This window comes from Pseudoalteromonas sp. MMG006, from assembly GCF_018101025.1.
Taxonomy (GTDB): Bacteria; Pseudomonadota; Gammaproteobacteria; order Enterobacterales; family Alteromonadaceae; genus Pseudoalteromonas.
Genome location: NZ_JAGJEJ010000006.1, coordinates 103,433 through 120,671, shown reverse-complemented (window position 1 = coordinate 120,671; position 17,239 = coordinate 103,433). Strand labels below are relative to the sequence as shown.

General features: G+C 38.7%; 12 protein-coding genes. 7 read left to right on the top strand and 5 right to left on the bottom strand.

The window, feature by feature from the left end:
* Positions 1 to 85: 85 nt before the first annotated feature.
* Entirely contained in the window at positions 86 to 982 is an 897-nt protein-coding gene (locus J8L73_RS08415; protein ID WP_211016162.1) for a cation diffusion facilitator family transporter, read from the bottom strand.
* Positions 983 to 1,211: 229 nt separating this feature from the next.
* Here J8L73_RS08415 and J8L73_RS08410 point away from each other — a divergent pair, with 229 nt between their 5' ends.
* The 6 genes from J8L73_RS08410 to J8L73_RS08385 all read left to right on the top strand — a co-directional run bounded on the left by J8L73_RS08410 (position 1,212) and on the right by J8L73_RS08385 (position 9,964).
* Entirely contained in the window at positions 1,212 to 5,975 is a 4,764-nt protein-coding gene (locus tag J8L73_RS08410; RefSeq protein ID WP_211016161.1) for a PAS domain-containing protein, read from the top strand.
* A gap of 12 nt (positions 5,976 to 5,987) precedes the next feature.
* A complete protein-coding gene (locus tag J8L73_RS08405) occupies positions 5,988 to 6,470 on the top strand; it encodes a GNAT family N-acetyltransferase (protein WP_211016159.1) in 483 nt (160 codons plus the stop codon).
* Positions 6,471 to 6,613: 143 nt separating this feature from the next.
* The gene (locus tag J8L73_RS08400) at positions 6,614 to 7,966 is read left to right on the top strand and encodes an AlkA N-terminal domain-containing protein (RefSeq protein WP_211016156.1); all 1,353 of its coding nucleotides are present in this window, start codon (positions 6,614 to 6,616) and stop codon (positions 7,964 to 7,966) included.
* Positions 7,966 to 8,436, top strand: coding sequence for a methylated-DNA--[protein]-cysteine S-methyltransferase (locus J8L73_RS08395; protein ID WP_211016154.1), 471 nt, complete (start codon positions 7,966 to 7,968; stop codon positions 8,434 to 8,436). The genes J8L73_RS08400 and J8L73_RS08395 overlap by 1 nt, the downstream gene beginning before the upstream one ends.
* A 111-nt stretch (positions 8,437 to 8,547) precedes the next feature.
* On the top strand, positions 8,548 to 8,994 hold the full coding sequence (locus J8L73_RS19290; RefSeq protein WP_247659603.1) for a hypothetical protein: 447 nt from the start codon (positions 8,548 to 8,550) through the stop codon (positions 8,992 to 8,994).
* 385 nt (positions 8,995 to 9,379) lie between these two features.
* Entirely contained in the window at positions 9,380 to 9,964 is a 585-nt protein-coding gene (locus tag J8L73_RS08385; RefSeq protein ID WP_210999749.1) for a thymidine kinase, read from the top strand.
* Here J8L73_RS08385 and ltaE read toward each other — a convergent pair.
* Entirely contained in the window at positions 9,947 to 10,951 is a 1,005-nt protein-coding gene (gene ltaE, locus J8L73_RS08380) for a low-specificity L-threonine aldolase (RefSeq protein ID WP_211016152.1), read from the bottom strand. The two genes, J8L73_RS08385 and ltaE, sit on opposite strands and share 18 nt — an antisense overlap.
* A gap of 49 nt (positions 10,952 to 11,000) precedes the next feature.
* On the bottom strand, positions 11,001 to 11,933 hold the full coding sequence (gene rlmF, locus J8L73_RS08375; protein WP_211016151.1) for a 23S rRNA (adenine(1618)-N(6))-methyltransferase RlmF: 933 nt from the start codon (positions 11,931 to 11,933) through the stop codon (positions 11,001 to 11,003).
* 128 nt (positions 11,934 to 12,061) lie between these two features.
* On the opposite strand from rlmF, the gene J8L73_RS08370 reads away from it, so the two are divergent.
* Positions 12,062 to 12,964 (top strand): alpha/beta fold hydrolase, encoded by a 903-nt coding sequence (locus J8L73_RS08370; RefSeq protein ID WP_211016149.1) that lies wholly within the window; start codon positions 12,062 to 12,064, stop codon positions 12,962 to 12,964.
* Here the strand turns inward: J8L73_RS08370 and J8L73_RS08365 are convergent.
* Both J8L73_RS08365 and J8L73_RS08360 read right to left on the bottom strand, forming a co-directional pair.
* Complete coding sequence (locus J8L73_RS08365; RefSeq protein WP_211016147.1) at positions 12,961 to 14,400, bottom strand: sulfotransferase; 1,440 nt, start codon at positions 14,398 to 14,400, stop codon at positions 12,961 to 12,963. The genes J8L73_RS08370 and J8L73_RS08365 overlap by 4 nt on opposite strands.
* 88 nt (positions 14,401 to 14,488) lie before the next feature.
* Positions 14,489 to 17,137 (bottom strand): TonB-dependent receptor, encoded by a 2,649-nt coding sequence (locus J8L73_RS08360; protein WP_210999744.1) that lies wholly within the window; start codon positions 17,135 to 17,137, stop codon positions 14,489 to 14,491.
* Positions 17,138 to 17,239 lie beyond the last annotated feature (102 nt).

The following is a 17,239-nucleotide window of genomic DNA, read 5'->3' as shown; positions in this document are numbered from 1 at the left end:
TAAATAGGTATTATAAGTTTAATGTTGGTTTATTACTTTATCCAAAAGCACTTAAATGCTTCAGTCAAATTACTTTTTATAAAGCTTATTTTTTAAGTGACCGAGTTAGGGGGGCTTTAATTGTGATAGGTTGAACTTCTATTATGGTGTTTTCAATATTAAAATTATTGTGCAATAAGTCTTTGATTTCATTTAGAACTATTACATTTCGAGAACTAATAACTAGTTCACAGTAGCACTCTTTGTCGTCTAGCTGCCACAGCTTTATGCTAACTACTGCCTCAATATTAAATTTATCATTGAGAGCGTGTGATATTGCTGATGTGCTGATATTTTCCGGTGCCGCTTGCATTAAAATTGTGCAGCTTTGCTTTAATAGCAAAGCACCATGGTAAATTACATATACAGAGATAAATACAGTTGCAATTAGGTCAACAACATACCATTGGTATAAAATTATTAAGGTACCGGCAATAATCACCACAATAGAGGCCATAGCATCTGACACGTTATGTATGAAAGCTGCTCTAATATTCATGCTGTGATTTGCTCCAGCTCGATAGGTTAAAAACGCGGTTGCTAAATCAATTAATAGTGCAAACGCCGCTACCCATACTATTATCCAGCCATTTACTGGTTCTGGATTTAAATAACCCGATACCGATTCAAAAATTAAATACACCCCAACCACTATTAATGTGCTGCTATTAAAGAGGGTAGCCAAAACTTCTGCGCGTTTATAACCAAAATGATGCGTTAAGCTTGAAGGCCTAGCGCCAATTTTACGTGCGACGAGTGCAATGAATATAGCCCCAGCATCGCTTAGGTTATGAAGTGCGTCAGCTATTAAAGATAGGCTTCCAGAAAATACCCCACCAATAATTTGCACTACAGTTAGCAATGCATTAATGACAACTGCGATGGTAAGTTGTTTATTACTTTGGCTATCGTCTACATGGCTATGTGCGTGATTGTGTTCCATAGTCCAACATTAGTATAAATAACTTAATATTTATACTATGCGTATTTTTAGATCGTAAGTAAACAGCATTAATCTAGTAATAAATAATGGGAATATGACCACTACTTTATTTTTATCTAATTGCAAAATACTGATTTTTAAAAGACTTTAATGTCAAAAACTTGCGTGTTTAAGTATTTAGTGCATTAATGTAAGTAATATAAAATGACTAAAGTTGCTGAGTAAATGAATGGATAAACGTTTAAACTTCAGTTGGGTAACAGGGAAAATGCAATCAATTCGAAGTAAGCTAATTATAACTTTTATAATTATAGCTTTAGGGCCACTTTGTTTGTTGACTTGGTTTAGTTTTGGGCATGTAAACGATACGCTTAAACAAAGCTCAGATTCTGAGCTTAATGAGTTAAGTAATATTGGTAAGCACTTTGCTGATATTTGGTTTGCAGATCATATCAACGATTTATACCTGCTAAAGGCACAGCTTGAAAGTAGTACTACGCGCAATCAATATTTAGTAGAGCAATTTACTGCACAATATGCTTTTGTAAATCATGTAGAAATTGTTGATATTAAGGACGGGGAAATAGCGCCGACCTCTGACTTTTTTCGTTTATTAAATAAAGACGATTTTAATGCCATTTACAACACAGTATTTCGTACGAGCGACGTGCAGCTTAAAACGACTACTTTAGCAAACAAAGAATACCACATAGTTGCAATCCCCATATTAGATACTAATGAGCAGCTTAATGCTATTTTACTCTCCGATATAAACTTATCTGGTTTATTAAATAATCTAAATAAGATACATACCGAGAATAAAGACATAACTTTTAATGTTGTGCACAATAATAAAATTCAAAAATTACTAAACAGAAAATCAAACAGTCCTACTTTCTTATTCCAGCACGACCTTGTTCTCGACAGTGTTTTTTCTTATAGCACAGCTCAAAACGAAATTATGTACGGCTATATCACCAATTTAAATTTTCTAAATGAAGATGGCTGGCAATTATTGGTCTCCAAGCCAGTTAAGGTAGCGCTTCAGGGAGCTGATAATTATAAGCATTTAGCACTTCTAACTAATGCAGCGGCGCTGATATTAATACTTATTTCGTCTTTGTTGTTTGGGCGTAGGCTATCTAGGCCATTAATTGACCTAGCTAAAACAGTCGAAAATATTACTAATGGTGGCACTGGTAAAGTTGCAATACTCAACGACAGTAAAGAGTTTAAGCAGCTTTCATTAGATTTAAGTGAGCTGGTAAAAGTAAAGGCGGAGCAGCAAAGCATATTACATAAACAGCGCTCAGCCTTACAGATAGCACTTAAGCAACTCGCAGAACAAAAAAGTGCTTTAGATGAACATGCAATCGTCGCTGTAACCGACCTACATGGCACAATTACCTTTGTGAATAAAAGATTTTGTGAGATTAGCGGCTACGAAGAGCACGAGCTAATAGGACAAAATCATCGCATTTTAAATTCAGGCAAACACGGCAAAGCATTTTTTAAAAACATGTATCAAACACTTAAGCGTGGTGACGTTTGGAACGGTCATATATGTAATAAAGCGAAGCATGGCGGAATATATTGGGTTGATACCACCATCGCGCCATTTTTAGATGAGCATGGTAAACCGCAAAGTTACATTGCTATTAGAACTGATTTAACCGCACTTAAACTTCAAGAATTAGAGCTTGAACAACACAAAACACAATTACAGCTGGTCATTGACTCAACTGCAGTGGGCATTTGGGATTGGTATATAGATACAGGCAAAGTTACATTTAATAATCGTTGGGCTGAAATTATAGGCTATCAGCTAAGTGAAATTGAGCCATGTAGTATAAATACTTGGTATACATACGCTCACCCTGACGATTTAATTGAATCGAAAGAAAGGTTAAATGAGCATTTTGCCGGTCATACTGACTACTATGTACATGAAGCCCGCATGAAGCATAAAAATGGCCACTGGATTTGGGTGCTTGATACCGCGAAAGTGGTTGAGTGGAATAGTGATGGCTCGCCAAAACGTATGATTGGGACTCACCTAGACATTTCTGCTCAAAAAGCCACCGAACATGAACTACAGAGTAGTCGGGACAGGTTTGCGTCTTTGGTTGCTAATATACCTGGCATTATTTATCGCTGTAAATTCGATGATAAGTTAAGCACTCTTTATATGAGTGACCAAGCTATTGAAATAACAGGTTATTCACCTGATGAGTTGATACATGATAAGTTATTAGATTTTTTTGATTTAATACATGAAGACGATATATTAAACGTAAAAAATGAAATTTTACGTTGCGTAGGTACCCAGCAATCATGGTCGATTGAATATAGAATAAATGCCCGTGATGGCAGTTTGCATTGGGTTAATGAAAAAGGGCAGGCTATTTATGCAGATGATGGCTGCGTTTTATACCTAGATGGGTTTATTTTAGATATTACACAGCGTTATAACACGCAACTCGAAATAAGTCGTCAGCAAAGCTTACTCGAGTCAATGAGTAAACAAGGACAAATTGGTGCTTGGGAAATGGACTTAGAAGCACATACACTTTATTGGTCTGATGAAGTTAAAGTTATTCATGAGGTACCTGAGGATTTTGAGCCAAATATAGATACTGCTATTGAATTTTATAAGCCAGGAGTGCATCAGGATACGATAAGCACATTATTTGAGTGCGCTGTTACGCTTGGGGAGAGTTGGAGCGTTGAACTTATTATTTTAACTCATACAGGACAAGAACGATGGGTTAAGTCGATGGGGCAGGCAGAATTTAAAGGCAATAAATGTGTACGTGTCTTTGGTTCTTTTCAAAGTATAGATGCTCATAAACGTTTAGAACTTGAGAGCGAAAAGGCAAACAGGTATAACAAAAATTTAGCAACTTTGACTGTTGCACCAGAGGTACAAAACAGTGATGTTGCGCAAGTTAAAAAGTTAGCTATTAAATCAATGTGTGAAGTACTAGATGTAACACGTGCATCTGTATGGATTTTTAACGCTCAGCGTGATGCAATGACTTGCCATGGTTTGTATATTCAAGGGCAAGGGTTTGTTGATTCTGATGCTGTATTAACTGCAAAAGATTACCCAGGCTATTACAATGCTATTTTTGAACATAATTTAGTGGCCATAGAGGATGTATATACGCATCCGGCAACGACTGACTTTACAGAATCTTACACTAAACCACTTAATATTAAATCAATGCTAGATGCTGTCATTGCTAGCGGAGACGGAAACTTAGGAATTTTGTGCGCAGAAAATGTAGGTGAGCACCATCACTGGAGCCAAAGTGAGGAGACTTACCTCCGCTCTTTAGCGACGCTAGTTGGCAGTACTTTAGTGTCTCAGCAGCGTAAAGTTATAAGTGAAGAGTTAAAAGTAGCGCTTGTAAAAGCCGAAGAGGCAGCGGTGGCTAAGAGCGATTTTTTAGCCACTATGAGCCACGAGATCAGAACACCTATGAATGGTGTGCTAGGTATGCTTGAGCTGGTGGAGCTTGAGCCGTTATCTAAACCGATAGAAACTAAAGTCGGTATAGCTAAAAAAAGTGCTCATTCTTTACTGGGGGTCATTAACGACATACTTGATTTTTCAAAGGGTGAAGCGGGTAAGATTGAGCTTGAAAAAATTAACTTTAATGGCCGCGACTTAATAGGTGAAATTGCCGCAGCGCAAGCACTTTCAGCACAAGAGAAAGGCATTGAGATTATTCTTGATTTAGTATCACTAGAGCCTTCACAACTATGTGGCGATCCTGGCCGTATTCGTCAAGTTGTAACTAATTTACTTAGCAATGCCGTTAAATTTACTAGCCAAGGCGAAGTGGTTGTCAGCGCGAAAGTTAACAAGGTAGCTGATGGTTTAGCGTTTGTTATTAGTGTAAAAGATTCTGGTATTGGCATTAGTGAGAAAAAGCAGCAACAATTATTTACCCCTTTTTCTCAAGTTGATGCTTCAACTACCCGTGAATATGGCGGCACAGGGTTGGGCCTGGCTATATGCAAACAGCTTTGTGAATTAATGAGCGGGGATATATCACTTACCAGCCAAAAAGGGGTGGGCAGTGTATTTACTGCAACGGTAATGCTTTCACAAGGTGAGCAAAAAGAGCGTTACATTCCTAATGTTAATATGAAGGAATTAACGGTTTTAGTTGTTGATGACAACGAAACAAATCGTATAGTTATTTCTCAACAGCTCCAACACTGGGGCGCTAAAGTCGTGCTTGCCTCTAACGCTAAACAAGCATTGGCTATGTGCGCGCAGCAATACAAAAATCATCAAGAAATGTATGATATTGCAGTGCTTGATATGCAAATGCCCGAAATGGACGGTATTGAGCTTTGTAAAGTATTAAAAGCGGATGAATGCTATAAAACGATGCCACTTGTAATGATGACCAGTATTGCGGGTATGGAAGGTGCACAAAAATATTCAGATGCTGGTTTTCAGGCATACTTTCCAAAGCCGGTAACAACTGCTGATTTAATTTCGGCGTTATCAGTTATTACCAGTAATGAAACTGACGAAGTACTGCCATTAGTTACACCGGGATTTATTTCTTCGCTTAAAAAAGAAAAAGCAGAGGAGCCTGCGCAAATATTATTAGTAGAAGACAACCCTATTAACCAGCAAGTGTCTAAGTTAATGCTTAAAAAGCTTAATTGTGAAGCGACCATTGCTGAAAATGGTCAAATTGCTATTGATATACTAAAAGCGCACGAGGCAGATTTTTTTAAAGTTGTTTTAATGGACTGCCAAATGCCCGTAATGGATGGATTTGCGGCAACAGCAGCTATTCGCGAAGGATTAGCGACTATTAAACATAAAAATATTAAAATTATAGCGCTCACGGCTAATGCAATGGAGTCTGATAAAGAGCGTTGCATAGAAGCGGGAATGGATGATTACTTGAGTAAACCAATCCAATTAGATATTTTAAAAGATAAATTAGAGCAGTATATTTAGGATTAAAAATTAATGACACAACCCGTTATTATTCGTGACGCAAAGCCAAGTGATGCTAAAACTATTTTGCATTTTATTACCGAACTTGCCATATACGAAAAAGAGCCTGATGCAGTAAAAACAGATGAACAAGCAATTCTAGATACTTTATTCAGCGAAGGTGCAACCGCTCATAGTATTATTTGTTTGCAAGGTGATGAACCCATTGGTTTTGCTGTGTATTTTTATAACTATTCAACGTGGCTTGGTAAAAACGGTTTATACCTAGAGGATTTATACGTAAGTCCAGACAGTCGAGGAAATGGCGCGGGTAAAGCAATAATGAAGCACCTTGCTAATAAAGCAATTAGCAATAACTGTGGTCGTTTTGAATGGTTAGTACTTGATTGGAACAAACCTGCAATCGATTTTTACGACAGTATTGGAGCAAAACCGCAAAATGAATGGATTATTTATAGACTAACAGGGCAAGAGCTAATCGATTTTGCTAAGTAATGTTTATTATTAGCTAATTATTTACATTAGATTTTATAAAATTATAACAAAGCTAGGAGTTAGTTAAGGTCCGAAAGTGGCTAGTAAAGTATTTTAGTTTCTATAGGCTACTGGCATCTTAATTTATTATACTGAGCAGCTTTATGAATAATCAGCATTGGCAAAAGGCACGTCAAAGTAGAGATGCCCGTTTTGATGGGCTTTTTTATATTGCTGTTAAAAGTACAGGGATATATTGTAGACCTATATGCCCAGCACCTATCGCACTTGAAAAAAACGTCACTTATTATCAGTTTGCACATAATGCTGCCCAAGCTGGGTTTAGACCTTGTATACGGTGCCGCCCCGACAGTGCTCCAGGCAGTGCTGCTTGGCAGGGCACAAAAACGACAGCGCTTAGAGCAAAGCAGTTAATAGATCTAAACGATGAACAAGACTGTGAAAAGCTCGCAGCTCGCTTAGGAATAAGCAGCCGTTATTTAAGACGGCTGTTTTCTCAATATTTTGGTGTGTCTATTACACAATATAGATTATTTAATCAGTGTCATTTCGCTAAAAAATTGATTCAAGAAACAAACCTTCCGCTTACGCAAATAGCGTTTGCATCGGGTTTTAAAAGTGTTAGACGTTTTAACGACGCTTTTTTACAACAATTGAATATAGCCCCTTCTAAGCTTCGTTCAGGTGACAAACCATCAAGCTCTACACTTAAACTAACGTTACCTTTTAGGCCCCCTTATAATTGGCAAGCGTTACATGGTTTTTTAGCTAAAAGGCTTATTAAGCCAATAGAGTGGCTTGATGATAAAAGTTATGGTCGTACATTTACCTACGCTAGTTGTAAAGGATGTTTTAACGCGCGGTTTGTCGAAAATAAAAATTATTTTGTGGTTGAGATAGATATAGACAACACGCTTTACCTGCAGCAGATCATTAATAATATACGGCGCATACTCGATTTAGACGCAGATATTAATCTAATTGAGAGTCATTTAGCTAATAACATCAATAACGCATTTACACTTACCCATGGTTTAAGAATACCGGGTATTTGGTCAAGTTTTGAGGCAGGAATAAGAGCGGTACTTGGCCAGCAAGTCAGTGTTACGGCGGCACATAATTTAGTAACAAAACTAGTTGATGAGCTTGGTGAAAAACAAGGCGAACTAGTTTATTTTCCAAGCGCAGAGCGCGTCGCTAAAAGCGAGTTTACATTTTTTAAAATGCCGCAAGCGCGAAAAAATGCATTACACAACTTAGCTGAGTTTTGTGCGTTAAACCCCGATTGTAATGATTTAGCACAGTGGCTAAGCTTAAAAGGTATTGGCCCTTGGACGGTAAACTATGCAAAATTAAGAGGGCAAAGCCTACCCGACATATTACTTGATGGTGATTTAGGGGTAAAAAAAGCACAGGCCGCGGCAATCCCATTTGAGAGTGAAAATTGTGCTCCATTTAGATCATATTTAACGTTTCAACTATGGCAGCAGTTATAATGATAATTCAAACACATATCCCAAGCCCAATAGGCGATATTGTTATTCAGGCAACCGGAATAGGGGTCAGCTACGTCGGTTTTTACCCGCATGTAGAGCACGTTCATACCCCTTTTGAAAAAGTTACTAATAATGCAATACTTTGCTGTGCTGAACAGCTCTTTGAGTATTTTAATAAAACACGCACCACGTTTAATGTACCCCTTGATACAAAAGGAACGGCATTTCAACAAAGTGTATGGCAAGCATTGTTAAATGTGCCTTTTGGAAAAACGAACACCTACGGTGATATTGCTACGGCATTAAGCAACCCAAAAGCAGTGAGGGCAGTAGGCGCAGCAAATGGCAAAAACCCTATCAGTATTATTGTACCGTGCCATCGCATAATAGGTGCAAACTCAAAGCTCACAGGGTATGCAGGCGGGCTTGAGAGAAAAGCTTGGCTATTAAAGCACGAAGGGATAATTTAATAGATGCCGTACTGGCAGCTTTATGATCACAAGCTACAATTTAAGATTATTTAACTAATAAAAATTATTATGAGTATCAGCAGCTTAAATTATTTATTTATCATAATATTAATGTTTTCTTCAGCGGTTTTTGCTAATTCTCAAACGCTCTTATTTTGTTACGAAGATAAAGATGTAGCGCCTATGTTTTTAGGTGTAGGACAAGAAGTTCCAATAGATCAACCGGGCGCCTCTATAGAAGTACTTCGTAAACTAGATGCTGAATTAGACGGTGTAAACGTTGCATTTGTAAGAAAACCTTGGCGCAGATGTTTAAACGATCTTGAGTTTAATAAAGTAGATGCGGTTATTGCAAGTTACCGCCCTGGCCGGGAGCGAATTGCGGCGTATCCATTTAATGAAAAAGGCGAATTACAAACGCAATTTGCTGTGAGTCGCTTTAGTAGTTGCTTAATTGGTAGCTTTAATTTCATAAAGAGTGGCGCTCTCGCGAAGTTTTTCAAAATAAAGCATTTACTGTTGCTATACCTAATGGCTATGGCCTTAATAGCACCTTAAAGGATGAGCCCTTATTTATTCATAATACGTTTTCTAAAGCTAAAGCATTTGAGCTCCTTGATAAGGGAGTCGTTCAAGCCAGTGTTGATTTATGCAAAGTAGATGATTTAAACGTATCGAGCTACCCGCATAGTAAAAATGTTAAAGCCATTTATCCTCCTTACGAAACCACAAATGGCTATCTTATTTTTTCTAAACAATTTTATGCGCAAAACAACGCTTTAAGCTTAGAGATGTGGCAATGGCTATCTAGGTTTGATAGCGCATCTGTTTATGTAAAATACTTACAAGCCTTTGAGAAATAGCTAAGTAGAAGATGATATGAAATTGGTATTAATGGCATATTAAGGTAGCATAAGCGCACTTTTTCTCTTTAGGCACGGTAATGGCTCAATTATACTTTTACTACTCAGCGATGAATGCGGGTAAATCAACCACTTTATTACAATCGGCATTTAATTATCGCGAACGCGGTATGGAACCGGTTATTTTAACAGCTGCAATTGATAATCGCTCAGGCGTAGGAAAAGTATCATCTCGTATTGGCCTGCAGGCAGATGCACATATATTTGATGAATCTAAAAATGTATTTGAACTTATCAAAACGCTACAAGATGAAAAAAAACGCCATTGTGTGTTAGTTGACGAATGTCAGTTTTTATCAAAAGAGCAGGTTATGCAATTAACTGATGTTGTTGATGAATTAGGTATTCCGGTGCTATGTTATGGTCTGCGTAGCGACTTTAGAGGCGAGCTATTTATTGGCTCACAGTATTTATTAGCATGGGCCGATAAGCTGATTGAGCTTAAAACGGTGTGTCATTGCGGGCGCAAAGCAAACCATGTGCTGCGTACTGATGAAAATGGCAATGCCATAGCTGATGGTAACCAAGTAGAAATAGGCGGCAACGACCGTTATGTATCGGTGTGCCGCAAACACTATAAAGCAGAATTAAATATGGGCCGATAAAGCCCGAATAAATGTGTCTATATCATCTTTTGTTACATCAAGATGAGTAACTAGCCTAAGCGATTTGCTTGGGCTAATTAATATTCCTTGCTGCTTAAGCTCTCTGGCAATTTTACTAATTTCAGTATTGCCCGAGTAAGTTGCATACACCATGTTGGTGGTATTGCTCATATCAACGCTAAAACCATTGAGTTCATTTAATTTACTCGCTAAGTAGCGCGCATTAGCATGATCATCACTTAAACGGGTGATATTATTTTCAAGTGCATACTGCCCAGCGGCTGCCAACATTCCAGCTTGACGCATGCCACCGCCTAGCACTTTTCTCCAGCGCCTGGCTTTGTTAATTAATTCTTGTGAGCCTAATAATAACGAGCCGATTGGCGCACCTAAGCCTTTAGATAAGCAAATTGAAACAGAGTCAAAGTGTTTTGTAATTTCGGTTATATCAACCCTTAATTCAACGGCTGCATTAAACACGCGTGCGCCATCTAAATGCAGCGCTAAATTGTGATCATTCACGAAGCTGCGCGCCTGAGATAAGTAGTTAAGTGAGAGTACTTTTCCGCCAATGGTGTTATCGAGGCTAAGCAAGCGAGTGTTAGCAAAGTGGTTATCATCTGGTTTTATAGCTGCAGCAATTTTATTAAAGCATAAGCTGCCATCTTTTTCGTTTTCGATAGGCTGAGGCTGTATAGAGCCAAGCACAGCGGCGCCACCGCCCTCAAACTTATAGTTATGTGCATTTTGCCCACAAATATATTCATCCCCGCGTTCGCAATGCGCCATTAAAGCCAATAAATTAGCTTGTGTGCCAGAGCTACAATAAAGTGCAGCGTCAAAATTAAAGTGCTCGCATGCATATGCCTCTAATTTGTTTACGCTAGGATCGTCGCCGTATACATCATCACCAACAGGTGCGCTGTGCATTACATCACGCATGGGTTTTGAAGGCTTAGTAACGGTGTCTGAGCGAAAATCTATCATTGTTGTTATTCCTTTATTGATTACTACAGGCTTTATTATTTTTATGGGTTTACACAAACTCTTCAAAAATTTGCTCGCGGGTGGCTTTATCAAAATAACTCCACGCAATAAAGCGACTCACTTTTTGCCCCTGTGCCATATCTACAATTTTATATTCTGCAATAGGTAGTTTACTTAGCTTTTCTTCTAACGTATTGAGTGTCTCTTTTTTTGAAACCAGTGATGTAAACCATATAACTTGCTCTGCAAATTGCTCGCTTTCATTAATCATATTACTGATAAACTGCGCTTCACCACCTTCGCACCACAACTCGTTATTTTGGCCGCCAAAGTTAAGGGCGCTTTGCGGCGTTTTACCTAAATTTTTCCATTTGCGCTCAGTGCCTTTGTTAGCCTCATCTGCGCTTGCATGAAACGGAGGGTTACACAGGGTTACGTGAAATAAATCTTTTTGCGTAATAATGCCTTTAAATATAAATGATGTATTTTTTTGTTGTTTTAAGGTGATTTTTAAACCATTAAACTGTGCAATTTGCTTCGCAATCTTTATTGAATTTGCATCTATATCACTACCTGTAAAATGCCAGCTGTATTCATGGCTACCTGTAAGTGGGTAAACTAAATTAGCACCTGTACCAATATCAAGCGCTTTAATTTTACGCCCTGTCGGTATGCTTTGTTGGTTATCCGTGCTTAATAAATCGGCCAAGTAATGAATATAATCTACTCGCCCAGGGATAGGAGGGCATAAGTTTTGATCGGGTATATCCCAAAACTCAACATTATAGTGTGCTTTTAAAAGAGCTTGATTAAGCGTTTTAACGGCTTTGTTATTGCTAAAATCTATGCTTTTACTGCCTGCAGGTGTTATTACTATAAAAGGTGCTAACGCATTATGTTTTTCGCATAACATATCTAAATCGTAGCCATCTAAGTGTTGATTGCGTGGGTGTAACTTGTTGCTGGTAGGTTTTGATTTCATAGCTTAAATTTAGCAATTTAATAATGATGTAATTGTATCAAATGCTTAACTAAAAAGTGCAATCATTTACTTTGGAATTCCCTATCGTACTGGTAGGATGAGTTTATAAAAATAATAAAGGATATGACATGGCAATCACTCAGCAATCACATTTTGTTCAATTAGCCGATCAGCAAACATTGCATTTACGCCGCATCGCGAATGATGAGCACGCAGGTCCGGTAGTGTTTTTAATGCATGGCGCAGTAGAAAACGGCAAAATTTTTTACACCCACAGTAATAAAGGGTTGGCCCCTTTTTTGGCAGAGCAAGGCTATTGTTGCTATGTCGCAGATTTGCGTGGACGAGGAGAGAGTAAACCGCTAATAACTCGTCATTCAAAGTACGGCCAAACAGAGACCATAGTCGAAGATATTCCTGCTTTTATTAATCATATCGAACAACTCGAAGGTAAAAAGCCTGATTACTGGGTTGCTCACTCTTGGGGCGGGGTATTGATGAACAGCGTATTTGCGCGCTTTCCTTGCTATTTAAAAGACGTTAAAGCCTGTGCTTATTTTGGCTCAAAGCGCTCACTATTTAATAATCATCCTAAGAAATTACTGCAAGCGAATCTTATTTGGTACTTTATGGCGCCGTTGCTTGCAAAAAAATGCGGTTTTTTAAATGCTAAAGGCTACAAGTGGGGCAGCGATAATGAGTCGCAGAAGTCTCATTATCAAAGTATGCAGTGGGCCAAAAAAACGCCGTGGGTTGATAGCGACGATGGTTTTGATTACGCAAATGCGTTAGCTAGCCTGCATGTACCGCCCACACTTCATGTTGCAGCAGTAAATGACAAAGCTCTCGCACAGCCTATTGATATTAAAAAGTTTATAGCAGAGTCAGGGCCAGGAAAACAAACCTTAAAAATGTATGGTAAACGCCATGGCCATCGTGTTGATTATGATCATATTACTATGCTCACGCACCCAAGTGCCCGGGAAGATCAATTTAGTGATGTAGTCACGTGGTTTAATGAGTACAGTTAATTAGTGCCTTCTTCAAGTAGCTTTAGAAGCGGTGTTTTATAGCGCTGCCAATTCGCAACTGCAGATGTGTTTACAGGTTGCCTAATAGCGTGTTTGCTTAGTGTTGTTACGGCCGACCTTCGTGTATAAAACTGCAAAGACTGTGGCTCAAACGTGCAATTTAAAAACGAAAACAACGCGGTTAGTTGCTCTTTAGGCTGGTTTACTAATTGCTCATAACTCATATTGTAAATGGCGATGTCTGGTATGCTCTGCCAATGCGCCATAAGTTCGGTATAAAGGGAGTGGTAGTGTTTAAACTCCGTTAAATCACAAAAGTAAGGCTCATTTTGAGCAAAGTAATTACTAAATACCGAAAAAGCCGTTGCATTAAAATCCCTAATTAAATTTATAAATTTAGCGTTTGGAAACATCAAGTGAATAAGTCCAATAGTTTGATAATTACTCGGTAATTTATTAATTATGTAAGGACGAATTGGCTGTGCTGTTTTTAACGTTTCAATATAAATGTTACGCGCTTTAGTTATTAAATCATTCGTTAGCAAGCTTAAGCACTGCGGGTAGGGCATTTGTGTTTGTTGTTCTATAAAAGCCACCGCCTGGTTACTTATGTTTGAGTTTTCACCAAGCGTTGTAAACTGCGAATGATTTGCCAGCATTTGTTCAAGTAATGTAGAACCACTGCGCGGCATGCCTATTATAAACACAGGGGTTATAGAGTTTTTAAAAGTACGATCTGCACTTTTAATAAGTGCTGGCGCATTTTGATCTATAATACTTTTATAAAAAGGATTCAGCTCGGCGGTGCTAAAGTTAGTGAGTTTTTTTTGTAACTGATTGGCAAGTATATAGTAGTTAAACGCTTGCTCTGTATCGTCTAATTTATCGTAACTCTTACCTAAAGCATAGTAACACACCATTTTTAAACGCAGGTTATTGGTTTGTGTTAAGAAATGATGCAAGTTACTGACGTAGTTGTGCTCTTTATTAAATCGCCCTAGCTGCACCAACTCAAATAAAATGTAAGCGGTAACTGGGTATAGCCCCATGCTGAGTGCATGAGCAAACGTAGTGTGCGCTTTGTCGAGCTCACCGTAATTTAAATAATGCTGGGCTAAGTAGTAATGTGGATCAGGGTTATGAATTGCTATGCTTTTGGCGTACTCAAGCACTTTTAGCGCATCATCGGGAGAGTTAACGCCATTAAATGCATCAGCAAGTGCATGTAGCGGATCTAACATATGAGGCATTAGCTCACATGCTTTTTGTAATAAATAAACTGCTGCGTCAAAGCGCTCTAACCTGAGTGCTATTTTGCCTAACCCGAATAATGCTTCGCCGCTTTGCGGGTTACTATTTAAAATTGCTTTAAAATGAAACTCGGCTTCTTTGAGTTTATGTTGTTCAAGTAACTGGTTAGCTTTATCAATTAGCATAGTAAAACATTATTATTTTTTATATTTAATATAAAATAAAAAAGGCGAAATGTCTTAACATTTCGCCTTGGTTTATCATGAAATACTATTAAAAAGTATAGGTTGCTTTTGCGTAGTAAAATCCACCGTTGATTCCGTATGGAGATGTCTCGTAGTACTGACCACCCCAGTTGTTGTTAGGAATACCTGTGCTGTCTTCAAAATCAAGCTTTTCAGCATCTTGGTCAAAGATGTTTTGTGCACCTAGCGAGAAGCTAACCGACTCATTTAAGAAGTAGGTAATTTCAGCATCAATTGTTACTGCCGCATCAGCTGTTTTTGCAGTTGCATCGTAATCTACGTGCACACCTTGGTATTCACCATAGTAGTTAGCACGAGTAAACAACGAAACTGATTCCCATTGCTGTGCCCAAGTAAGCGTTGCACGGTGATTTGGTAAATCTTCTTCTAAGCGCTGTACTTTGAATGCACCTGTAATGTCACTAAATTGCGTTACCTCAGTATCATTCCAGTTGTAAGCAAGGCTAAATGTAGAGCTGCCATCTAGTAAATCAGCTGTGTAGTTGGCTACTAAGTCGACACCTTGCGTTGTTGTATCAAAATCATTAGTAAAGAAGCTAACTTGTGCGTAGCTTTGTGCGTTAGGAACGCCAGCGGCTTCAAGTGTATCTTTATCTGCTTGGCTTAAATTAATTTTATCTGATTGACTAATACGGTCTTCTACTTGAATGTTGTAATAATCAAGTGTTAAGAATAAATCGCCAATGGTATAAACTGCACCAAATGTATAACTTTGTGATTCTTCAGGTTCAAGTTCTGTCCCACCTAATTGTACTGCAATTGGGTTTGTTGGAGGAAGAAGCGCCGAATCTTGTAACACACCGTTGTCTAAACTTGTTTGTACATTACTAACATTAGCTTGGCCAACTGTTGGAGCACGGAAACCGGTGCTTACTGAACCACGTACATTTAGATCTTCAGTTAGGTGGTACTGCGCCATTACTTTGTAGTTTGTCGTTGTACCAAAGCTGTCGTAATCCTCAAAACGTACCGCAAGGCCCATTAAAAATTCTTCAGTGAAAGGTGCTTCAATATCTACATATGCTGCGTAGTTACGTCGAGTGTATTCACCCGCATCAGATGGTTTAAAGCCAGGGAAACCGTTTGAGCCAATACCAAAACCTTGCTCAGTTAACGGACCAGCAGTAAAAGAAGCTTCATCACCGGAGATAACGGTAAATGTTTCTTCATGCCACTCTAAACCACCGGCAATATTTACATCGTACGCTAAATCAAAGTCAAAGCCTTTTGAGAGGTCAAAGTTAAAATTCTTCTCTAGTTGTTCATACTTACCTGGGCTGAAGTCACGTGGGCTATCCGCGCCTAAAGATGCATTAACTGTGTCATAAATAAAGTAACGTGATTCATTTAAACCAACTGTACCGCTTAAGTCATAGTAAGCGTCTTTTAAGAAGCCACCAGTAAACATACCTTTAGTACCGATAGTTAAAGAGGTATCAGTAATGTTTCCACCAAAGTTAGGTGTAAAACCACCTGGCAGTGTTTCATTGAATGCAAAACAATTAGCAGAGCTTAGTGAATCTATCGCAGATTGATCTGGTGCACCATTAGCTTGGATTTCTACTAATGGGCAATTTAATTGGGCGTCATAACCATCTAAAGAACCCACTAATACAGTTGGAGTTGCAGCATCCCAAGCAGCTTGTCCTGCTTCATCAGTAGGGCGGCGCATATTAACGCCGTTAACTTCACGTATGTTTCCACCATATACGCCAGGGCGAGTTGTTGGATTTCGGTAGTAAAAGCCGCCACGTACATCACGCTCCGAGTAGTTACCAAACATGTAAAACTCTGAGTCGTTAGTTAGCTCTAAACCAAAGTTACCAAAAATGGTAATGTCATCATCTACTTCAGGTGCGCCCCATACTTGAGCAAGTGAAGAAACGTCTGGCACACCTGCAGCAGAAAGTGCGGCTGCATCAGGGCGCTGCTCTGAGCGACTCGTTGCGTCAGCTGTTTTATATTGAAAACTTAAGTTGGCAAAACCATTGTCGGTAAATGGTAAACCCACGTTACCTGAGATTTGTGTTGTATCGCCATCGCCTTCGTAGTATTGACCGTGGCGCACTTCAAACTTACCGCCTTCAGAAGCATCTTTAAGTTGAAAGTTCATTACACCTGCAATAGCATCGGAACCATATTGTGCAGCTGCGCCATCACGAAGTACTTCTACTTGTTTAAGTGCAATACTTGGGATAACTGAAATGTCAGCGCCTTGAGCACCATCGTTTATACCACCGCCTAAAAAGGCAATGACAGACGCACGGTGACGGCGTTTACCGTTTAAAAGAATTAGTGTGCTATCAGATGGCAAGCCACGTAAGTTAGCAGGGCGAACAAGAGAGGCTGCATCACTAATTGGGTTTTGGTGCACATTAAAAGAAGGAACTGAGCCTTTTAGAAGCTCAAGCATGTCGGTGTTACCTGATTTCTCAAGTTCTTCACCGCCAATAATATCAATAGGAACAGGTGAATCACCAATTGAACGAGGAGCAGAACGTGTACCTACTACGGCAATTTTTTCTACATTTTTGTTAACTTTGGTTTCACTTTCTTCTGCTGCAACAACAGAACCTGAAATAAATAAACCAGCAGTAGTTGTGGTTGCTAAGGCAAATTTAATTGCTTGATTTAGCGCATTGCTTTTAAGTTTCATTCTAATTTTCCCCAGTTAGAATATATTTTGTACATAATGCGTTATTTAACATTACTTATTTTTAATTCGGACACGTCGACATGGGGTTTAAAAGGCCAATCT